14 protein-coding genes are annotated in these 20,938 nt (G+C 62.6%); 8 read left to right on the top strand and 6 right to left on the bottom strand.

The genetic code is table 11. The annotated features are described in order from the left end of the window. Window positions 1–19 precede the first annotated feature (19 nt). Window positions 20–1,630 carry an FMN-binding glutamate synthase family protein gene (locus ACIPZG_RS14195; RefSeq protein ID WP_400714650.1) on the top strand — a complete coding sequence of 537 codons (1,611 nt, stop codon included), beginning with the start codon at window positions 20–22 and terminating at the stop codon, window positions 1,628–1,630. Between the two features lie 13 nt (window positions 1,631–1,643). Here ACIPZG_RS14195 and ACIPZG_RS14190 read toward each other — a convergent pair whose 3' ends face one another. The 4 genes from ACIPZG_RS14190 to ACIPZG_RS14175 all read right to left on the bottom strand — a co-directional run bounded on the left by ACIPZG_RS14190 (window position 1,644) and on the right by ACIPZG_RS14175 (window position 6,053). Further along, window positions 1,644–3,155, bottom strand: coding sequence for a glycosyltransferase family 39 protein (locus ACIPZG_RS14190; protein ID WP_400714647.1), 1,512 nt, complete (start codon window positions 3,153–3,155; stop codon window positions 1,644–1,646). After that, window positions 3,152–4,117 (bottom strand): glycosyltransferase family 2 protein, encoded by a 966-nt coding sequence (locus ACIPZG_RS14185; RefSeq protein ID WP_400714644.1) that lies wholly within the window; start codon window positions 4,115–4,117, stop codon window positions 3,152–3,154. The genes ACIPZG_RS14190 and ACIPZG_RS14185 overlap by 4 nt, the downstream gene beginning before the upstream one ends. Continuing rightward, complete coding sequence (locus tag ACIPZG_RS14180; RefSeq protein ID WP_400714641.1) at window positions 4,102–4,485, bottom strand: GtrA family protein; 384 nt, start codon at window positions 4,483–4,485, stop codon at window positions 4,102–4,104. Before ACIPZG_RS14180 ends, ACIPZG_RS14185 begins: the two co-directional genes overlap by 16 nt. 149 nt (window positions 4,486–4,634) lie before the next feature. Then, window positions 4,635–6,053 (bottom strand): amino acid permease, encoded by a 1,419-nt coding sequence (locus ACIPZG_RS14175; protein ID WP_400714638.1) that lies wholly within the window; start codon window positions 6,051–6,053, stop codon window positions 4,635–4,637. Window positions 6,054–6,444: 391 nt separating this feature from the next. On the opposite strand from ACIPZG_RS14175, the gene ACIPZG_RS14170 reads away from it, so the two are divergent. The 3 genes from ACIPZG_RS14170 to ACIPZG_RS14160 all read left to right on the top strand — a co-directional run bounded on the left by ACIPZG_RS14170 (window position 6,445) and on the right by ACIPZG_RS14160 (window position 10,967). After that, on the top strand, window positions 6,445–9,582 hold the full coding sequence (locus tag ACIPZG_RS14170; protein WP_400714635.1) for a transglycosylase domain-containing protein: 3,138 nt from the start codon (window positions 6,445–6,447) through the stop codon (window positions 9,580–9,582). A gap of 88 nt (window positions 9,583–9,670) precedes the next feature. Continuing rightward, on the top strand, window positions 9,671–10,216 hold the full coding sequence (locus ACIPZG_RS14165; RefSeq protein ID WP_400714632.1) for a PadR family transcriptional regulator: 546 nt from the start codon (window positions 9,671–9,673) through the stop codon (window positions 10,214–10,216). Next, entirely contained in the window at window positions 10,209–10,967 is a 759-nt protein-coding gene (locus ACIPZG_RS14160; protein WP_400714629.1) for a siderophore-interacting protein, read from the top strand. The genes ACIPZG_RS14165 and ACIPZG_RS14160 overlap by 8 nt, the downstream gene beginning before the upstream one ends. A gap of 101 nt (window positions 10,968–11,068) precedes the next feature. Here ACIPZG_RS14160 and ACIPZG_RS14155 read toward each other — a convergent pair whose 3' ends face one another. Beyond that, window positions 11,069–11,710, bottom strand: coding sequence for a Pr6Pr family membrane protein (locus tag ACIPZG_RS14155; protein WP_400714626.1), 642 nt, complete (start codon window positions 11,708–11,710; stop codon window positions 11,069–11,071). A 1-nt stretch (window position 11,711) separates the two neighbouring features. Next, window positions 11,712–11,933 carry a VF530 family DNA-binding protein gene (locus tag ACIPZG_RS14150; RefSeq protein ID WP_008093990.1) on the bottom strand — a complete coding sequence of 74 codons (222 nt, stop codon included), beginning with the start codon at window positions 11,931–11,933 and terminating at the stop codon, window positions 11,712–11,714. Window positions 11,934–12,102: 169 nt separating this feature from the next. Between ACIPZG_RS14150 and ACIPZG_RS14145 the strand changes: the two genes are divergently transcribed. The 4 genes from ACIPZG_RS14145 (at window position 12,103) to lon (ending at window position 20,908) form a co-directional block, all read left to right on the top strand. Further along, entirely contained in the window at window positions 12,103–14,142 is a 2,040-nt protein-coding gene (locus ACIPZG_RS14145) for a TonB-dependent receptor (RefSeq protein WP_400714623.1), read from the top strand. Window positions 14,143–14,484: 342 nt separating this feature from the next. Continuing rightward, window positions 14,485–15,819: a carbohydrate porin gene (locus tag ACIPZG_RS14140; RefSeq protein ID WP_400714620.1), complete on the top strand. Its 1,335-nt coding sequence runs from the start codon at window positions 14,485–14,487 to the stop codon at window positions 15,817–15,819. Window positions 15,820–15,847: 28 nt separating this feature from the next. Then, a complete protein-coding gene (locus tag ACIPZG_RS14135) occupies window positions 15,848–18,259 on the top strand; it encodes a glucose/quinate/shikimate family membrane-bound PQQ-dependent dehydrogenase (RefSeq protein ID WP_400714617.1) in 2,412 nt (803 codons plus the stop codon). A gap of 228 nt (window positions 18,260–18,487) precedes the next feature. Continuing rightward, window positions 18,488–20,908 (top strand): endopeptidase La, encoded by a 2,421-nt coding sequence (gene lon, locus ACIPZG_RS14130; RefSeq protein WP_400714615.1) that lies wholly within the window; start codon window positions 18,488–18,490, stop codon window positions 20,906–20,908. Window positions 20,909–20,938 lie beyond the last annotated feature (30 nt).

The following is a 20,938-nucleotide window of genomic DNA, read 5'->3' as shown; positions in this document are numbered from 1 at the left end:
GCCATCGCAAGGACCCCGTATGAGCCTGTCACTTCTCAGCCGCTACGCCTTTTTCGCCGCTTGTATACTGTTCACCCTGGCGAGCCTGCCGTTTCTTCATCACGAATGGCTGTGGCCATTCACCCTGACCACCGCGTTGCTCAGCCTGATCGGCCTGTTCGACCTGCTGCAGCAACGCCACGCGGTACGCCGCAACTACCCGATCCTTGGCAACATTCGCTACCTGGTCGAAGGCATCCGCCCGGAAATCCGCCAGTACCTGCTGGAAGCCGACAGCGATGCCCTGCCCTTTTCCCGTGCCCAGCGTTCGCTGGTCTATGCGCGCGCCAAGAACGAAGCTTCGGACAAGCCTTTCGGCACCCTGATCGACGTGTATCAGTCCGGCTTCGAATTCATCGGCCACTCCATGCGCCCTGCACCGCTGGCCGACCCCGGGAGCTTCCGCACCCTCATCGGAGGCCCGCAGTGCAGCCAGCCGTACTCGGCATCGATCTTCAACATTTCGGCCATGAGCTTCGGCTCGCTCAGTGCCAATGCCATCCGCGCGCTGAACCAGGGTGCCAAGCTGGGCAATTTCCACCATGACACCGGCGAAGGCAGCATCAGCCCCTATCACCGTGAACACGGCGGCGATCTGGTCTGGGAACTGGGCAGCGGCTACTTCGGCTGTCGCACGGCAGACGGCCGCTTCGACCCCGAACGCTTCGCTGCCCAAGCAAGCACCCCGCAGGTGCGGATGATCGAGGTCAAGATGAGCCAGGGCGCCAAACCAGGCCACGGCGGCATCCTGCCCAAGCACAAGGTGACCCAGGAGATCGCCGACACCCGCGGCGTGCTGATGGGCGAGGATTGCATCTCGCCGTCACGCCACAGCGCCTTCTCCACGCCCATCGAGATGATGCAGTTCATCGCCCAGCTGCGCGAACTGTCGGGCGGCAAGCCGGTGGGCTTCAAGTTCTGCCTCGGCCATCCGTGGGAATTCATGGGCATCGCCAAGGCCATGCTGGAAACCGGCATCCTGCCCGACTTCATCGTCGTCGATGGCAAGGAAGGGGGTACCGGTGCCGCGCCGGTGGAGTTCACCGACCACATCGGCGTGCCGCTGCGCGAAGGCTTGCTGTTCGTGCACAACACTCTGGTTGGCCTGAACCTGCGCGACAAGATCAAGCTCGGCGCCAGCGGCAAGATCGTCAGCGCCTTCGATATCGCCAGCGTGCTGGCCATCGGTGCGGACTGGGCCAACTCGGCACGCGGCTTCATGTTCGCCATCGGCTGCATCCAGTCGCAAAGCTGCCACACCAACAAGTGCCCGACCGGCGTGGCCACCCAGGACCCCTTGCGCCAGCGTGCGTTGGTGGTGCCGGACAAGGCCCAGCGTGTGCTGAATTTCCACCACAACACCTTGCGCGCCCTGGCCGAGATGCTTGCCGCGGCAGGCCTTGAACATCCGGCGCAGCTGGAAGCCAAGCACCTGGTGCGGCGTGTATCGGCCACCGAGATAAAGCTGTTCTCGCAGATGCACGTGTTCCTCAAGCCGGGCGAATTGCTGACCGGCGAGGTGGATGGGGAGTTTTATTCGCGCATGTGGCAGATGGCGCGGGCAGACAGTTTCGAACCACAAGCGGCCTGATGGTACGCCAGGACTAACGATTGGCCTGCTCAGGCACTGCAAACAGCAGTGCCTTGGTCGAACCCTCGACCAGCTCGCCGATTTTTTCCCAGCCGTCGACGGGTACCTGCGGCGTGTACGGAGACGATGGGTCGGTAATCAGCCAAAGCCGTTTGTAGTGTTTCGTAAGATCCTGTGGATTCGCCACGTAAAGTACATCAGACCGTCGATAGAACAAGGTCAAGGTTCCATATGTAGTTGCCGCCTTTCCGGTCGTATCAGGTTGGATGGCAGTGAAGAAAAAAGCAGGCTGTCCGGTGTCGTTGTAGTACTCGATCGAAAGATAGGACCTTTTGCGATCACTGAGCAACGCATCCCCTGCGCGCCATTGCTCATTGACCTGCGCCATGACAGTGGCCACGTCACCGCCTGGTTTGGCCTGGTAATCGTAAAAGTGCGCCAAACCGGTCAATTCGATGAGCAAACAGCCAACTACCGATAGCAGCAACGTCCGCTTGGGCGATGCGTCTGCAGCGATTGCCACCACCAGCGGCAGTGCCAAAAGCGCAAATAGCAAGTATCGGTCGATGTAGATCGGCACGGCATAGGAAACCAGCCAGACCACCAACACCGGGACAAAGCAGTAGCTCAACAGCAGAACATCGGGCTGGCCAGGTTTCGAGGCTCGACGCAGCACACGTAGCGATACGAGCAACAGAGAAATCGACAGCAACACGCCAAACATGCCTGCGAGTGCGGCGTCTTTACTCATGGTGAAGGCTTGCATGAACGAGCGTGGCACGCTCATGACGGTGGTGGGGTGAAGAGCGATCCACCCGATCAGCTCCCGATGATCCATTTGGCGATACAAGGTGGGCAACCAGGGCAAATAGGCAACGACCATCGCCACATGCCCCACCCACCAGGCGCGAGACATTGCCAGCACCTTGCCTTGCGCATCCCGTGTCAACGACAGATAGACCCAATTGGCCAATGCGCCCATCACTGCAAAATAATGGGTATACAGCGCGGCGACCATCAACAGGCAGTAGGCGACCAAATAGACTTTCCGCTGCCTGCTTACCCAGAGCCAGAGCATGTAGACGGCCGTCATCAACAGCAGACCGAGCAACGCATACATCCGCGCTTCCTGGCTATAACGTATGCCCATCGGAAAGAAAGCCATCAGTACACCTGCCATGACTGCGGCGCGCCAGGATGCCAGTTGGCGTGTCAGCAGCATGCCTACGCCTACGGTTGCGATGCCCGCGCAAACGCTCAAACTTCGAACGGCCAAGGCGTCACTGCCAAACCCTTGCATCCAGTAATGCAAGATCAGGTAATAAAGCGGCGGGTGAACATCTCGGGCGGTATGAAACAAGATTTCCCCTGGCGACAAGCGACTGAGCAATACACTGAATGCTTCATCCAGCCAGATGACGGGCAACGTCACCTGGTGAAAGCGCAATGCGGCGCTGACCAGCAAGATCGCCACGACCACGCAAGCCTTCGCACCACTCCCCTGCCTTGACGGTGAAGTGATCATCGTTCCTCCTTGAATGCCCCCCGGCTCCGCTGGGGGGCATTGCGCCCTGCCATCCCTTTCACGACATAACGCGGACGGTGCTTGGACTCCATATAGATGCGACCGATGTATTCCCCCATCACGCCGATGCCAATCAACTGCACCCCGCCCAGAAACAAGATCGCCGCCATGAGCGAGGGATACCCAGGCACGGCGTTGCCGAAGATGAATTTGTCTGCGACCAATACCGCCGCGTAGGTAAACGCCGCGAAGGCGATGGTGCCGCCCAGGTAGGTCCACAGCCGCAGCGGCACCGTACTGAACGAGGTAATGCCGTCCAATGCCAGGTTCCACAGTTTCCAGGCATTGAATCGACTGCCGCCCTGAGCGCGTGGCACGCGCTCGTACTCGACCACCGTGGTGTTGAACCCCGCCCAGGACAGCATGCCCTTCATGAACAATTGCTGTTCTGGCATCGACTTGATGACCTCCACGACCTTACGGTCGAGCAAGCGGAAGTCGCCGACATTCTCTTCGATGCGTATCTGCGAAATCCGCTTGAGCAGGAAGTAGAACCCTCTGGCGGTCAACCGCTTCAGGACAGTGTCACTGGAGCGATCGCGGCGCTTGGCCAGCACCACATCGAAGCCGGCTCGCCACTGTTCGATCAACAGCGGAATGACATCTACCGGATCCTGAAGATCTACATCGATCGGGATGATCGCCTCGCCAACGGCCATCTCCAAGCCCGCAAACAACGCCGCTTCCTTGCCAAAGTTGCGCGACAAGTCGACCAGCATGACATCCGGGTCGCCAGCAATGAGCTGACGGATCTGCTGTTCACTACCGTCCTGGCTGCCGTCGTTGACGAAGATCAGCTCGACCCTCACGGTTTCACCCCTCAACGCCTGGCGTACTGCGTCATAGAACGGCCGGATCGCCAGCTCCTCGTTGAACACCGGCACGATCAACGAAATATCCACTTGCGTCGCTCCGTGAAGATCCAGCGTGACAGCAGGAAACCCAGGACCAGGCTGATCAGCGAATACAGCATGACGGTGGCTGCCGGACGCCAGCCTTGAGCATCTGCAACCACCCCAAGCGCCAGGCTGAGGCTGCCCATGCCTACCACGAACACCAGGTAGCGCAGGAGAGAGAGGGGCACCCTGAAGGTGTAACGGGAGTTGAGCAGAAAGGAAAACGACAGCGCCACGAAGAAGGCCGTCAGGTTGCTGATCGCCTGGTCAGTGCCGGCAAACAGGTGCATCGCAGTGAACACTGCAACATGAATGGCGGTATTGAAGACGCCGACGATCAGGTATTTGAAGAACACGAGTATTCTGCGCTGCATGGTCGGTGCCGCCCTTCCTTGCCTGGCCTGAACGCCACGTTAGGCGAAAGGTGCAAGGTGTTCTACTGACAAAAATGTCAGTTGACGGCTACACAGACCGAGGAAAACTGCCAGCAAAAGGGCCGCCCGAAGGCGGCCCCCCAGACTCGTCAGGCCGCTGGGCTGACCACGCCCTGCGCCTGCTTGGGCGCCAGCCGGAAGGTGTAGTACAACGCCGTCAGCAGCACCAGGAACGCCGGGCCGATGTACAGCGCCACGCGGGTATCCTCGAAGTACGCCATCAGGCCCACCACCAGCACCAGGAAGGCCAGCGCCAGGTAGGAGCTCAGCGGCCACAGCCACATGCGGTACTTCAGGGCCTTGCGCTCGGCGCTCGACAACCCGGCGCGGAACTTCAGCTGGGCCAGCAGGATCATCACCCAGGTCCAGATCGCACCGAAGGTGGCGATCGAGGTCACCCAGACGAACACTTTCTCCGGCACCAGGTAGTTGGCCAGTACACCCAGCAGCAAGGCAGCCATCGACAGCAGCAGCGCATTGCGTGGCACGCCGTTTTTCGAGGTACGGGCAAAGGCCGCCGGGGCCTGGCCGTTCTGCGCCAGGCTATAGAGCATACGCCCGGTGCTGAAGATACCGCCGTTGCACGACGACAGCGCCGCGGTGATGACCACGAAGTTGATGATGCCGGCGGCAGTCTTGATGCCGAGGCGCTCGAAGGTCATGACGAACGGGCTGCCCTGGCTGCCGATCTCGTTCCACGGGTAGATCGACAAGATCACGAACAGTGCACCCACATAGAACAGCAGGATGCGCCAGAACACCGAACCGATGGCCTGCGGGATGGTTTTCTGCGGGTTGCGCGCTTCACCAGCAGTAAGGCCGATCATTTCCACGCCCAGGTAGGCGAACATCACCATCTGCAGCGACATCAGCACGCCGGTCACGCCGTTGGGCATGAAGCCACCGTTGCTCCACAGGTTGGAAATGCCCACCGCCACGCCGTCATTACCGAAGCCAAAGGCAATGATGCCGATGCCGCCAAGGACCATGGCGATGATGGTGACGATCTTGATCAGGGCGAACCAGAACTCGAACTCGCCGAACGCCTTGACCGCGACCAGGTTGACCGCCCCCATGCTGCCCAGCGCCATCAGGGCCCAGATCCAGCGTGGCACGTCGGGGAACCAGATGCCCATGTAGATGGCCACGGCGGTGATTTCCGCGACGCAGGTCACCAGCCACAGGAACCAGTAGTTCCAGCCGGTGAGAAAGCCCGCGAGTGGGCCGAGGTAGTCTTGCGCGTAGCTGCTGAAAGAACCGGCGACTGGGTTGTGCACGGCCATTTCACCGAGCGCGCGCATGATGACCAGGATCGCCAGGCCGCCAATGATGTAGGAAAGCATGATGGCCGGGCCGGCCATTTCAATGGCTTTGGCCGAACCGAGGAAAAGACCGACACCGATACAGGCGCCCAGCGCCATCAGACGGATGTGCCGTTCGCCCAGTTCACGCTTGAGAGGGCCGCCCTGGGCGGTCTCTGCATGGGCAGGGTGGTTGCCGACTGGCATAGCAATACAACCTCATTTTGTTATTGGATATGACCTTCGTGCAGCGGCGGCCCGCCGATAGGCGTGGCGTTCGCTCGCCAGGCTGGCCTCGTGGGCCGGCCCGTATGCCGGTGTAGAGCGGCCGGCAGGGCGAAGGGGCCGAGCAGTATAGGAATCCCGACGTAGGGCTTTTCACTGTAAATCTTCATAAATTTGGCGAGAAATCGGGAACAGCTGTGTGCCCGGTCACGCTGTACGGCCACCCTAGCAACATCCCAGCAGGAAAAAACCCACACCAAAGCCGCATATCCCACATCTGTTTTCTGCTCTTCCTACAAATTTTTCACCTCGTGCCGTCAACGTCTAAGCTTCAGGCAAAGCAATACGAAAATACCTGGCCGGATTGAAGACTATGGGCGCACTGTGGCAATCGGAACCATCCAGAACGGAAGCACCCGAAACACCTCTGGCCGAGACGCCACAACCCAAGTCCCCCCGTCAGCGTCGGCTTTGGTGGCGGCTGATCCTGCTGATCCTGCTGGTGGCGATCATCGCCATCGGCTTTGCCGCGTACGATGAATTCCGCACTTCCGAGCTGCAATCGCGGGAATTCAGCAAGCTGGCCACCACCCTCACCTACTCGCTGCAGCCAGGTCCCAGCGATGCCATCGTCTATCCGGGCGAAGGCCCGTTCGACAAGCGCCTGGGCTACAGCGCGCTGGGCGAATTCCTGCCCCGTCTGCTCAAGCGTGATTACCTGATCGGTGAACAGGTGAAATTCTCACCGGCCCTGATGAACTACGTCGATCACGGCCTGTTCGCCCCTTACATCGAGAAGATCCAGGCAGGCCTTGCGATCACCGATTGCCGCGGCGCCACGCTGTATCAGTACAACTACCCCCAGCACCTGTACCCGAATTTCGCAGCGATCCCGCCGGTGATGGTCAACAGCCTGCTGTTCATCGAGAACCGCGACCTGCTGGACCCCAAGGACCCGAAGAACAACCCGGCAGTGGACTGGCCGCGCTTTGCCAAGGCCGCCTACAGCCAGGTGGCCAAGTACCTGGCCCTGCCCGGCCAGTCCGCCGGCGGCAGCACCCTGGCCACCCAGCTGGAAAAGTACCGGCACTCGCCTGACGGCCTGACCGTGTCGGGTGCGGAGAAAATCCGCCAGATGATTTCCGCCAGTGTGCGCGCCTACCAGGGCGGCCCGGACACCACCGAAGCCCGCCAGCGCATCGTGCGTGACTACCTCAACAGCGTGCCGCTGTCGGCAGTGCCCGGTCATGGCGAGGTGCACGGCATGGCCGAAGGCTTGCGGGTGTGGTACGGCGCCGATTTCGACCAGGTCAACCAGGCCCTCACTTCGACCGCCAGCGACCCGGACAGCCTGGCCGCACGCGGCCTGGCCCTGCGCCAGGTGCTGTCCTTGATGATCGCCCAGCGGCGCCCTTCGCACTATTTGTCCAAAGGCCGGGTCGAACTGGCCGAGCTCACCGATTCACACATTCGCGTGCTCGCCGCCAACAACATCATCGACCGCCCGCTGGCCGACGCGGCACTGGCCAGCAAGGCGGTGTACCGCGACTGGGTGGCGCAACCGACCATCGTGCCGATCATCACCAACAAGGGCATCAGCCTGGCGCGCAACCGCCTGGCCGCCATGCTCAACCGCCCGCTGTACGACCTCGATCGCCTCGACGTGTCGGCCACCAGCACCCTGCAGGCTGACCTGCAGATGCAGGTCAGCCAGTACCTGAAGAACCTCTCCGACCCCGAGTTCGCCGCGCAAATGGGGCTGATCGGCGAGCGCCTGCTGACCACCAAGACCACCGACCAGGTGCGCTACAGCTTCACCCTGTTCGAGCGCACCGCCGACGGCTCGCGGGTGCGGGTGCAGACCGACAGCACCGATCAACCCTTCGACATCAACGAAGGCAGCAAGCTGGAACTGGGCTCGACCGCCAAACTGCGGGTGCTCACCACCTACCTGGAGATCATCGCCGAGCTGCATGACAAGTACGCCGGCAAGACCCCCGCCGAGCTGAAGACGGTCGAAGTCGCCGAGCTCGACCGCATCACCCAGTGGTCGCTGGAATGGCTGGCGCAGAACAGCAAGAACCAGAGCCTGGACGCCATGCTCGACGCCGCGCTGGAGCGCAAGTATTCGGCCAATACCGGCGAAGCTTTCTTCACCGGTGGCGGCATGCATGTGTTCAACAACTTCCGCAAGGAAGACAACAGCCGCAATCCGACCCTCAAGATCGCCCTGCGCGAGTCGATCAACCTGCCGTTCATTCGCCTGATGCGTGACCTGGTGCGTTACGTGACCTACCAGCAACCGTTCAATCGGGTACCGCTGCTCAAGGACGATTCGGACCCGCGCCGCCAGGAATACCTGGCGCGCTTTGCCGACAAGGAAGGCACCAACTACCTGATGCGGTTCTGGAAGAAGTACCAGCGCAAGACCTCCCAGCAGCGCCTGGATACCTTCCTCGACAGCATGCGCGTGACCCCGCAGCGCCTGGCGGCGGTGCACCGTTACCTGTTCCCCGAAGCGGGGCAGGAAACCTTCAACGCCTTCGTCCGTGCGCACACCAAGGACGACAAGATCGCCCTGGGCAAACTCACCGACGGCCGCCTGGCGGAGATGTACGAAGCGTACGGCCCCGGCAAGTACGACCTGCCGGATCAGGGTTACATCGCCAAGGTGCACCCGCTGGACCTGTGGTTGCTCGGCTACTTGCTGAAGAACCCGAGCGCCACGCTGACCGAGATGGTCAATGCCAGCCGTTTCGAGCGCCAGGAAGTCTATGGCTGGCTGTTCAAGAGCCGCCACCAGGGCGCCCGTGACAGCCGCATCCGCACCATGGTCGAAATCGAGGCCTTCACCGACATCCACCAGCGCTGGAAACGCGTGGGCTACCCGTTCGATCACCTGGTGCCGTCGCTGGCTACCGCCATCGGCAGCTCGGGCGACCGCCCGGCGGCGCTGTCCGAACTGGTCGGAATCATCCAGAACGACGGGGTGCGCCTGCCGACCCTGCGCATCGATACCCTGCACTTCGCCGCCGACACCCCCTATGAAACCAAGCTGATCAGCGACCCCGACCGCGGCCAGCGGATTCTTCCGGTGGAAGTGGCCCGCGCGCTCAAGGGCGCCATGTCGCAAGTGGTCGATGCCGGTACGGCGCGGCGGATCTCCGGCAGCTTCAAGTTGCATGACGGTACGCCGCTGGTGATGGGCGGCAAGACCGGTACCGGCGACAACCGCATCGAGAGTTTCGGCGCAGGTGGCCGGCTGATCGGTTCGCGCTCGCTGAACCGAACCGCGACCTTCGTGTTCTTCCTCGGCGACAACCACTTCGGCACCCTCACGGCATTTGTGCCGGGGCGCTCCGCCGAAGCGTTCAAGTTCACCTCGGCGCTGCCCGTGCAAGTGCTCAAAGGCATGGCACCGATCCTCATGCCATACCTGGAGCCGGGCAACCCCAACGCGTGCAATCCGCCTAAGGTGGCGATGCAGACGGGAAACCCATCGAATATTTAGATGATAATCATCCGCATTTATAGGCTTGTCTTTAGATATATCTTGAGTAATATCTTGCGATATATCTAAACGACGGAGCCTCACGCTCATGCGCGACCCTCACGCCCATGATCCCTTCGAACGCCGGCCAGGCCGCGGTGAGCGCGGCCCGCGGGTATTCGCCCCCGGCGACCTGAAACTGCTGATGCTGTCGCTGCTGGCCGAACAGCCTGGCCATGGTTACGACCTGATCCGCCAGATCGAAAACCTGTTCGACGGCAGCTACACGCCAAGCCCCGGGGTGATCTACCCCACCCTCAACTTCCTCGAGGAAGCCGAGCTGATCAGCGGCCAGGTGCAGGGCAGCAAACGCCTGTACGCCATCACCGACGCCGGCCGCAACGCCCTCGTCGAACAGGCCGTGGCCCTGGACGGTGTGCGCATGCGCATCGAAGTCAGCAAGCGCGCCTTGCGTGGCCACGACCGCCCGCCCGAGATTCATGAAGCGGTCGGCAACCTGCGCCATGCCCTGCACATGCATAGCGGCCACTGGACCCCCGAAGAAATCCAGCGGGTACGCAACCTGCTCAACGATACGGCCAAGGCCATTGCCTCGGGGTCGACCGACCCCGCCACGGAGAATTCCCATGAGTGACAGCATCCACCGCGTCAACCACGAGATCCGCCAGCGCCGCCTGCAGGTGCTGCGGGTAATCGACCTGACCCCACGCATGCGCCGCATCACCTTGGGTGGCGAGCAACTGCAAGGCTTCACCAGCCTCGGCAGCGACGACCACATCAAGCTGCTGTTCGCCGAGACGGCCGAGCAGCAACAGGCCATCGACGCCGGCAACCTGGGGCGCGACGGCGCTGTGCGGCCGACCATGCGTGAATACACGCCTCGGCGAATCGACCTGGTCGCCAACGAACTGGACATCGACTTCGTGCTGCACGGCGATGGCCCTGCCTCGACCTGGGCAGCCCAGGCCGCACCCGGTCAGATTCTGAACATTGCCGGGCCGCGTGCCTCGATGGTGGTGCCGGATATCTTCGACAGTTATTTGCTGGTGGGTGACGAGACGGCCATCCCGGCCATCGGCCGACGCCTTGAGGCGCTGCCGGCAGGTCGCCAGGTGCTGGCGGTGATCCAGATCGAGGATGAGCAGGAACGCCAGCCGCTGCCGAGCCAGGCGCAGGTCGAGGTGATCTGGGTGAAGCGCGATGAGGATTTGTTGGCGTTGCTGGACGGCTTGGGGCTGCCTGAAGGGAGGCTGTACAGCTGGGTTGCCCTGGAGAAATCGCTGACGCGGCAGGCCAAGGCGTTGTTGCTGGAGAAGGGGGTTTCGGAAGATGCGCTCAAGGCTGCGGCCTATTGGCGGGCTGAGGGCACTGCGGACGACGAGTGAGCTGCTTTGTCTGCACTGGCCCTATCGCGGCTAAAGCCGCTCCTACAGGTACTGCGCCACCCCTGTAGGAGCGGCTTTAGCCGCGATAGGGCCAGCACAGATTATGCAAATGTTCGTACCCGCCGCCCGCGCCACCGATCCAGCCCCAACAGCACCAGGCCGATCCCCCAGTACCCCGCCAACACCCCCAGCGCATTGAGCATCACCTGCCCATACCCCAGGCTCGCCACATCAATGAACGGATACGGATAGACCCCGATCTCGTTGCCCCGCCACAGCGCATAGCCGAAATACAACGCCGGGTACAACGCCCACGCAGCCAGGTGCCAAAGCCGCAGGCTGCCCTTGGGCACCACGAACCACCAGTACAAGACATACAGCGCCGGCATCACATCATGCAGCAGTTCGTCCGCCAGCCATTGCCACCCTTCGGGTTGCCACAGGTGCCGCAGCAACACGCTGTAGGCCAACGCCACCAGGATGATGCTGGCGGCCACCGCGGAACTCACTGCTGGCGACAGGAAGAACCGCTTGGCACCGCACTCCCGCCCAAAAGCCGCGTAGCTCACGACAGTCGCCACCAAAGTATTGGTCAGCACCGTGAAATAGCCGAACACATTGATCAGCCCGCCGATGAGGCTGGCCTGTTCCTGCCAGCGCGCCAGCAGCACCAGGTAGACCTGCACCGTGAGGCCCAGCCAGCCCAGCACGGCCACCAAGGTCAAGCAGGGGTGTCGCGGCATATCAGGCCTGGCGCTGCAGTTTCACGTAAAGCTGCTCGACCTTCTCCCGCGCCCAGGGCGTCTTGCGCAGGAAGGTCAGGCTCGACTTGATGGTCGGGTTGCTCTTGAAGCAGCGCACATCCACACGCTCCGCCAAACCCTGCCATTGGTAATGCGCCACCAGCTCGGTGAGGATCTGTTCGAGGGTCTTGCCGTGCAGCGCGTTGTGTTGGGCCGTGCTCATGCCAGTGCTCCAGCGTTGAAAAAAGATGCGCACCTTACACGAGTGTAGTGGTGGGTGGGATGTGGAGTGGTCCGCGAAAAACGCTGGCCAGGGGCAAAAGCTCTGTGCTGAAATAGTGATGTTATATTGTAACAACACAAAAGTCTCTGCCAAGGAACGTCACAGCCCCATGCTGCACATCCCGCTACGCCTCTCCCCTCTCTCGGTCGCGCTGTTGTTTGCCGCCTCGCCCAGCCAAGCCGTTGAACTCGAACCCCAGGTCATCACCGCCAATCCCTTGGGCACTCAACAGCTGGCCGCCCCCAGCAGCGTGCTCGCCGGTGACGACCTGCTGCAGCAGCAACACGGCAGCCTCGGTGAAACGTTGAACAAGCAGCCCGGGGTCGCTTCCACCTGGTTCGGTCCAGGCGCCAGTCGCCCGGTCATCCGTGGCCTGGACGGCGATCGCATCCGCATCCTGCGTAACGGCGTTGGCGCGTTGGACGCCTCGTCGCTGTCCTACGATCACGCCGTCCCCCTGGACCCGGTTACCGTCGAGCGCGTGGAAATCGTCCGCGGCCCTGCCGCCCTGCTGTACGGGGGCAATGCCATTGGCGGCGTGGTCAACACCTTCGACAATCGGATCCCCGACGCGCCGGTGGAGGGCATTCACGGTGCGGGCGAATTGCGCTACGGCGGCGCCGACACCACCCGCAGCAGCGCCGGCAAACTGGAGGCCGGCGACGGCACCTTCGCCCTGCACCTGGACGCCAACAGCCGCCAGTTCAACGACCTGCGCATACCCGGTTATGCACGCAGTTCGAGCGCGCGCAGCGCCGACGAACCGGGCAACAAGCATCGCCTGGAAAACAGCGACGGTCGCCAGGATGGCGGTGCGATCGGCGGCGCCTACCACTGGGACCACGGCTATACCGGTCTGTCCTACAGCCGCTACGACAGCAACTACGGCTCGGTCGCCGAACCCGGCGTGCGCCTGGACATGCAGCAGGACCACTACGGTTTTGCCTCCGAGCTGCGTGACCTGGACGGCCCGTTCAGCTCGGTCAAGGTCGATGCCGGCTACACCGACTACCAACACCGCGAGATCGAGAGCGGCGAGGTACACACCACCTTCAAGAACAAAGGCTACGAGGCACGCATCGAAGCCCGCCACCAGCCGATCGGCCCACTCGAAGGCGTGCTCGGCGCCCAGGTCAGCCGCAACGAATTCTCGGCCCTCGGTGAGGAAGCCTTCGTTCCGCACACCGACACCGACAGCCTGGCGCTGTTCATGCTGGAGCAATGGCAGGCCAGTGAACGCTTGAACCTGAGCCTTGGCGCCCGGCTGGAACATACCCGCGTGGACCCGGATGCCAAAGGCAACGAAAACTTCGTCGATGCCGATAGCGCCAGCAGTTTCAACGCCTACAGCCTGTCTTCGGGGGCCGTGTACCAGCTCGACCCGGTCTGGTCGCTGGCTGCCAACCTCGCCTACACCGAACGGGCGCCAACCTTCTACGAGCTGTACGCCAACGGCGCCCACGTCGCCACCGGGGCGTTCGAGGTCGGCGATGCCAACCTGGACAAGGAAAAGGCCATCTCCGCCGACCTGGCCCTGCGCTTCGACAACGGTACGCACAAAGGCAGCGTCGGGGTCTTCTATAGCCACTTTCGCAACTACATCGGGCTGATCGGTACCGGCAATCTGCGTGAAGGGCACGATCATGACCATGGCGACGAGGATCACGACCACGACCACGGTGACTTGCCTGAATACCAGTATCAAGGCGTGCGGGCGCGGTTCTATGGCATCGAGGCCCAGGACCGCTGGCAACTGCTGGAGAACCGTCATGGCAGCTTTGCGCTTGAGCTGTCTGGCGATTACACCCGGGCGAAGAACCTCGACAGCGGCGAGCCGTTGCCGCGCATCGCGCCACTGCGGTTGAACAGTGGCCTGGTCTGGGAGCTGGAACGCTGGCAGGCACGGGTCGATGTGCAGCATGCCGCTTCGCAGCACCGAACGCCGGCCAATGAGACCGGCACCGATGGCTATACCACGCTGGGGGCGAGTGTCGGTTATCGCTTCGACATTGGTCAGAGCCAGTGGCTGGCCTTCGTGCGTGGCGAGAACCTGACGGACCAGACCGTGCGTTATGCCAGTTCGATCCTGCGGGATATTGCGCCAGCACCTGGGCGTAGTGTTGAAGTAGGGTTGCGTACCTCCTTCTGATTGCCCTGAGGAATTTTGTGGGAGCGGGCTTGCCCCGCGAAGAGGCCGGCCCAGACACCAGCGCAGCCTGGCACGGGCTATGCCCGTGTTCGCGGGGCAAGCCCGCTCCCACAAGCCCTCGCAAGCCATTGAATCATGACTAAGGCAGGGGTATTCACTGGACTGTTACCACTTCGGTAATAATCAACTGCGACAATTTGTCTTTTTTTCTTACAATTTCCCCTATATCCTCCCGCCGCAGCTGAAACGCTTCACTCAGACCATCTTGTCGCCATATTCATTGAAGGCCCAACCTTCGATGCGCTTGCCGTTTTTTCAATAATCAGAAGATAGCGCTACCTCATGCTCCAACTGCCCAAACCCTGTTACATCGGCCTTGCCCTCGGTGCCCTGGCAACCCCCGCCAGCGCCAGTGAACCGTTCGCCAGCGATTCCCCCTGGATGCTGGGCGACTGGGGCGGCACCCGCAGCGAACTGCTGGAACAAGGCTACGACTTCACCCTCGGCTACACCGGCGAAATGGGCAGCAACCTGCACGGTGGCTACGACCATGACCGCACCGCGCGCTACAGCGACCAGTTCACCTTTGGCAGCCACCTGGACCTGGAAAAGATCCTCGGCTGGCAAGACACCGAAGTGCAGCTGACGGTCACCGAACGGCACGGCGACAACATCAGCAACGACCGCATCAACGACCCGCGTGTCGGCGGTTTCACCTCTGCCCAGGAAGTCTGGGGCCGGGGCGAAACCTGGCGACTGACGCAGATGTGGATCAAGCAGAAGTACTTCGACGGCGCCCTGGACGTGAAATTCGGCCGTTTCGGCGAAGGCGAGGACTTCAACAGCTTCCCCTGCGACTTCCAGAACCTGGCCTTCTGCGGCTCGCAGGTGGGCAACTGGGCCGGCAGCGTCTGGTACAACTGGCCGGTCAGCCAGTGGGCCCTGCGGGTACGCTACAACCTCGATGACACGCTGTACGCCCAGATCGGCGTATACGAGCAGAACCCCTCCAACCTCGAGTCTGGCAACGGTTTCAAACTCAGCGGCAGCGGCACCCAGGGCGCCGTGATGCCGATCGAACTGGTCTGGAGCCCGACGGTCAATGGCCTGAAAGGGGAATATCGCGCCGGCTACTACTACAGTAATGCCAAGGCTCAGGATGTGCTGAACGACAGCAACGGTCAGCCGGCCGCCATCAGTGGCGACGCCTACCGCAGCAGTTCGAGCAAGCACGGCCTATGGATCGGGGCCCAGCAGCAGGTCACTTCGCTGGCATCCGACCGATCGCGCGGCCTGAGCCTGTTCGCCAACGCCACGGTGCACGACAAGAAGACCAATGCCATCGACAACTATGTTCAGGCAGGACTGCTATTCAAGGGCCCCTTCGACGCCCGCGCCAAGGACGACATCGGCTTCGCCCTCGCCCGCGTGCACGTCAATCCCGCCTACCGCAAGAACGCCCGCCTGGCCAACCAGGCCGCCGGGCTCGACGACTACGACGATCCGGGTTACCTGCCGGTGCAGGACACCGAATACAGCGCCGAACTCTATTACGGCATTCACCTGGCCGACTGGCTCACCGTGCGCCCGAACCTGCAGTACATCCGCCATCCGGGCGGGGTGTCGCAGGTCGACGACACCGTGGTCGGCGGCCTGAAGATCCAGAGCACGTTCTAACAATTTTCAACCTAACGGAGAACATACGATGAGCACTGACGGTGCCAAGAATGGAAGCCGCTGGCTACCGCGCCTGATGGGCGTGCTGCTGTTGCTGATGGGCCTGGCCCTGCTGGCGGGCGGAATCAAGCTGAGCCAGGTCGGCGGGTCGCTTTACTACCTGATCGCAGGCATCGGCTTTGCCCTGTCGGGCATCCTGCTGCTGGCCCAGCGCCGCATCGCCCTGGGCCTGTATGGCCTGGTACTGCTGGGCAGTACCGTATGGGCATTTCTGGAAGTGGGCCTGGACTGGTGGCAGCTGGTGCCGCGCCTGGCTATCTGGTTCGCCATCGGCGTGGTGCTGCTGCTGCCGTGGGCACGTCGCCCGTTGACCGGCCCGGCCAACACGGCCAACACTGCGCTGCTCAGCGTGGCGGTCCTGGCCTCCGGCGCCTGCGCGCTGGGCAGCCAGTTCACCCACCCAGGCGAAGTCTTTGGTGAGCTCGGCCGCGACAACAGTGAAATGGGCAGCGCTGCGCCGGCCATGCCTGACGGCGACTGGCAGGCCTATGGCCGCACCGAGCATGGCGACCGTTATTCGCCCCTGCGCCAGATCACCCCGCAGAATGCGTACCGCCTGGAAGAGGCCTGGCGTATCCGCACGGGCGACCTGCCGAACGATAACGACCCGGTCGAACTGACCAACGAGAACACGCCGCTGAAAGCCAACGGCATGCTCTATGCCTGCACCGCCCACAGCAAGGTGCTGGCGCTGGACCCGGATACCGGCGCCGAGCTCTGGCGTTTCGATCCGCAGATCAAGACCCCCGTAGGCACCTTCAAAGGCTTTGCCCACATGACCTGCCGCGGGGTCTCGTACTATGACGAGAATGCCTACGTCAGCCGTGATGGCAGCCCGGCACCGAAAGTCTCCGACGCAGGTCAAGTGGTGGCCCAGGCATGCCCACGCCGCCTTTACCTGCCAACCGCCGACGCCCGCCTGATCGCCATCAATGCCGACAACGGCAAGGTCTGCGAAGGTTTCGCCAACCAGGGCGCAATCGACCTGACCACGGGTATCGGCCCGTTCACTGCCGGCGGCTACTACTCCACCTCGCCGGTGGCGGTCACCCGCAGCCTGGTGATCATCGGTGGCCACGTCACCGACAACGAGTCGACCAACGAACCGTCCGGCGTGATCCGCGCCTACGACGTGCACGATGGCCGCCTGGTGTGGAACTGGGACAGCAACAACCCGGACGACACCAAGCCACTGGCCCCAGGCAAGACCTACAGCCGCAACTCGGCCAACATGTGGTCGCTGGCCAGCGTCGATGAAGACCTCGGCATGGTCTACCTGCCACTGGGCAACCAGACCCCCGACCAGTACGGCGCTGACCGTACCCCAGGTGCCGAGAAGTACAGCGCTGGCGTGGTCGCCCTCGACCTGGCCACCGGCAAGGCGCGCTGGAACTACCAGTTCACCCACCACGACCTGTGGGACATGGACGTCGGCAGCCAGCCAACCCTGGTGCACCTGAAGACCAAGGACGACATCAAGCCGGCGATCATCGTGCCGACCAAGCAGGGCAGCCTGTACGTGCTCGACCGCCGCGATGGCACGCCGATCGTGCCGATTCGCGAGATCCCGGTGCCACAGGGCGCCGTCAAAGGTGACCACACCGCGCCGACCCAAGCCCGTTCCGACCTCAATTTGCTCGGCCCGGAACTGACCGAACAGGCCATGTGGGGCGCCACCCCGTTCGACCAGATGCTGTGCCGTATCCAGTTCCGCGAGCTGCGCTATGAAGGCCAGTACACGCCGCCGTCCGAACAAGGTTCGCTGGTCTACCCAGGCAACGTCGGCGTGTTCAACTGGGGCAGCGTCTCGGTCGACCCGGTACGTCAGTTGCTGTTCACCTCGCCCAACTACATGGCCTTCGTGTCGAAAATGGTGCCGCGCGAGCAGGTTGCCGCCGGCAGCAAGCGCGAAAGCGAGACCAGTGGCGTACAGCCGAACACCGGTGCACCTTACGCGGTGACCATGCACCCGTTCATGTCGCCCCTGGGCGTACCGTGCCAGGCGCCAGCCTGGGGCTACGTGGCGGCTATCGACCTGTTCACCAACAAGGTCGTGTGGAAGCGCAAGAACGGTACCACCCGTGACAGCACCCCGGTGCCGATCGGCCTGCCGGTGGGCGTGCCAAGCATGGGCGGCTCGATCGTCACCGCCGGTGGCGTCGGGTTCCTCAGCGGCACCCTCGACCAGTACCTGCGCGCCTATGACGTGAACAATGGCAAGGAGCTGTGGAAGTCGCGCCTGCCAGCGGGTGGCCAGGCCACGCCGATGACCTACACCGGCAAGGACGGCAAGCAGTATGTGCTGATCGTCGCGGGTGGCCACGGCTCGCTGGGTACCCGGATGGGCGATTACATCATCGCTTACAAATTGGCTGAGTAATCTTCGGCTGCGGCGGTGACCTTACCGCCGCTATCGCCGGCAAGCCAGCTCCCACAGGTACTCCACAAGCCTTGAAAGCAGTGGGGTTCAAGTGGGAGCCGGCTTGCCGGCGATGAGGCCGATACAGGCTCCCCAAGATGAAACCCCTCCCCTGCTCCCTTCGTCTACCATTGAAACCCTTCCCCCCGCGCCCCATCTAAGCACCATAGTCATTCACGCAGGTGCCCCATGAGCAACCAGCAGGATTTCCCGCAACCACCCGACGCACTCAGCGAAGCCGAACACCTCGATACCCAGGCCGAACCCGGCCACGCCCTCGCCCTGCCCGGCCAGCAGCTGCCGGACAAGGTCTACGTGATTCCGATCCACAATCGCCCGTTCTTCCCGGCCCAGGTGCTGCCGGTGATCGTCAATGAAGAACCGTGGGCCGAAACCCTCGACCTGGTGGCCAAGACCCCGCACCACTCGCTGGCGCTGTTCTTCATGGACACCCCACCGGAAGACCACCGCCACTTCGACACCTCGGCGCTGCCGCAGTACGGCACCCTGGTCAAGGTTCACCACGCCAGCCGCGAAAATGGCAAGCTGCAGTTCGTCGCCCAGGGCCTGACCCGGGTGCGCATCCGCACCTGGCTCAAACACCATCGCCCGCCGTACCTGGTCGAGGTCGAGTACCCGCACCAACCGGCCGAGCCGACCGACGAGGTCAAGGCCTATGGCATGGCCCTGATCAATGCGATCAAGGAGCTGCTGCCGCTCAACCCGCTGTACAGCGAAGAGCTGAAGAACTACCTCAACCGCTTCAGCCCCAACGACCCGTCGCCGCTGACCGACTTCGCCGCGGCGCTCACCTCGGCGACCGGTAACCAGCTGCAGGAAGTGCTCGATTGCGTGCCCATGCTCAAGCGCATGGAGAAAGTCCTGCCGATGCTGCGCAAGGAAGTCGAGGTTGCACGCCTGCAGAACGAGATCTCCGCCGAGGTCAATCGACAGATCGGCGAGCACCAGCGTGAGTTCTTCCTCAAGGAGCAGCTCAAGGTCATCCAGCAGGAGCTGGGCCTGACCAAGGACGACCGCAGCGCCGACCTCGAACAGTTCGAGCAGCGCCTGCAGGGCAAGACCCTGCCGGACCAGGCCAGGAAACGTATCGACGACGAGATGGGCAAACTGGCCATCCTCGAAACCGGCTCGCCCGAATACGCCGTCACCCGCAACTACCTGGATTGGGCCACCGCCCTGCCTTGGGGCGTGTACGGCAAGGACAAGCTCGACCTCAAGCATGCCCGCAAGGTGCTCGACCAGCACCATGCCGGCCTCGATGACATCAAGGAACGCATCCTCGAATTCCTCGCCGTGGGCGCCTGGAAGGGTGAGATCAGCGGCTCCATCGTCCTGTTGGTAGGCCCGCCCGGGGTGGGCAAGACCAGCATCGGCAAGTCCATCGCCGAATCCCTCGGCCGGCCGTTCTACCGCTTCAGTGTGGGCGGCATGCGCGACGAGGCGGAGATCAAGGGCCACCGCCGCACCTACATCGGGGCTCAACCCGGCAAGCTGGTGCAGGCATTGAAAGATGTCGAGGTGATGAACCCAGTGATCATGCTCGATGAAATCGACAAGATGGGCCAGAGCTACCAGGGCGACCCGGCGTCGGCACTGCTGGAAACCCTCGACCCCGAGCAGAACATCGACTTCCTCGACCACTACCTGGACCTGCGCCTGGACCTGTCCAAGGTCCTGTTCGTGTGCACCGCCAACACCCTGGACTCGATCCCCGGTCCGCTGCTTGACCGTATGGAAGTGATCCGCCTGTCGGGCTACATCACCGAAGAAAAACTGGCCATCGCCAAGCGCCACCTGTGGCCCAAGCAACTGGACAAGGCCGGTGTGGCCAAGACCAGCCTGAGCATCAGCGACAGCGCTCTGCGCACGGTGATCGAGGGCTATGCCCGCGAGGCCGGCGTGCGGCAACTGGAAAAGCAGCTGGGCAAGCTGGTGCGCAAGGCGGTGGTCAAGCTGCTGGAAAACCCGGATGCCAAGCTCAAGATCGGCAACAAGGATCTCGAATCCGCCTTGGGCATGCCGGTGTTCCGCAGTGAGCAAGTGCTGGCCGGCAAGGGTGTTATCACGGGCCTGGCCTGGACCAGCATGGGTGGCGCAACACTGCCGATCGAAGCGACCCGCATCCACACCCTGAACCGTGGCTTCAAGCTCACTGGCAAGCTCGGTGACGTGATGAAGGAGTCCGCCGAGATCGCCTACAGCTACGTCAGCTCAAACCTCAAGCAGTTTGGCGGGGACCCAAGCTTCTTCAATGAAGCCTTCATTCACCTGCACGTACCCGAAGGTGCCACGCCCAAGGACGGCCCAAGTGCCGGTATCACCATGGCCAGTGCCCTGTTGTCGCTGGCCCGCGACCAGCCGCCGAAAAAAGGCGTGGCGATGACCGGCGAACTGACGCTCACCGGCCAGGTGCTGCCGATTGGTGGCGTGCGCGAGAAGGTGATTGCGGCGCGACGGCAGAAGATTTTCGAGCTGATCCTGCCCGAGCCTAACCGCGGTGATTTCGAAGAGCTGCCCGACTATCTGCGTGAAGGGCTGACCGTACACTTCGCCAAACGCTTTGCCGACGTGGCGAAAGTGCTGTTCTGATCTGCACAGGGCCCCATCGCCGGCAAGCCG

The sequence above is a fragment of the Pseudomonas sp. NPDC089395 genome (assembly GCF_044749525.1).
Lineage (GTDB): Bacteria > Pseudomonadota > Gammaproteobacteria > Pseudomonadales > Pseudomonadaceae > Aquipseudomonas.
The sequence above is the reverse complement of the archived record's forward strand: the minus strand, read 5'-3'. Positions and strand labels throughout refer to the sequence as shown.

What these genes read in the sequence shown, in the direction of transcription:
- ACIPZG_RS14155 (WP_400714626.1), bottom strand. Translation starts at nt 11,710, where the DNA reads ATGCCGCGACACCCCTGCTTGACCTTGGTGGCCGTGCTGGGCTGGCTG.
- ACIPZG_RS14135 (WP_400714617.1), top strand. Translation starts at nt 15,848, where the DNA reads ATGAGCACTGACGGTGCCAAGAATGGAAGCCGCTGGCTACCGCGCCTG.
- ACIPZG_RS14195 (WP_400714650.1), top strand. Translation starts at nt 20, where the DNA reads ATGAGCCTGTCACTTCTCAGCCGCTACGCCTTTTTCGCCGCTTGTATA.
- ACIPZG_RS14140 (WP_400714620.1), top strand. Translation starts at nt 14,485, where the DNA reads ATGCTCCAACTGCCCAAACCCTGTTACATCGGCCTTGCCCTCGGTGCC.
- ACIPZG_RS14145 (WP_400714623.1), top strand. Translation starts at nt 12,103, where the DNA reads ATGCTGCACATCCCGCTACGCCTCTCCCCTCTCTCGGTCGCGCTGTTG.
- ACIPZG_RS14180 (WP_400714641.1), bottom strand. Translation starts at nt 4,485, where the DNA reads ATGCAGCGCAGAATACTCGTGTTCTTCAAATACCTGATCGTCGGCGTC.
- lon (WP_400714615.1), top strand. Translation starts at nt 18,488, where the DNA reads ATGAGCAACCAGCAGGATTTCCCGCAACCACCCGACGCACTCAGCGAA.
- ACIPZG_RS14175 (WP_400714638.1), bottom strand. Translation starts at nt 6,053, where the DNA reads ATGCCAGTCGGCAACCACCCTGCCCATGCAGAGACCGCCCAGGGCGGC.
- ACIPZG_RS14190 (WP_400714647.1), bottom strand. Translation starts at nt 3,155, where the DNA reads ATGATCACTTCACCGTCAAGGCAGGGGAGTGGTGCGAAGGCTTGCGTG.
- ACIPZG_RS14160 (WP_400714629.1), top strand. Translation starts at nt 10,209, where the DNA reads ATGAGTGACAGCATCCACCGCGTCAACCACGAGATCCGCCAGCGCCGC.
- ACIPZG_RS14150 (WP_008093990.1), bottom strand. Translation starts at nt 11,933, where the DNA reads ATGAGCACGGCCCAACACAACGCGCTGCACGGCAAGACCCTCGAACAG.
- ACIPZG_RS14165 (WP_400714632.1), top strand. Translation starts at nt 9,671, where the DNA reads ATGCGCGACCCTCACGCCCATGATCCCTTCGAACGCCGGCCAGGCCGC.
- ACIPZG_RS14170 (WP_400714635.1), top strand. Translation starts at nt 6,445, where the DNA reads ATGGGCGCACTGTGGCAATCGGAACCATCCAGAACGGAAGCACCCGAA.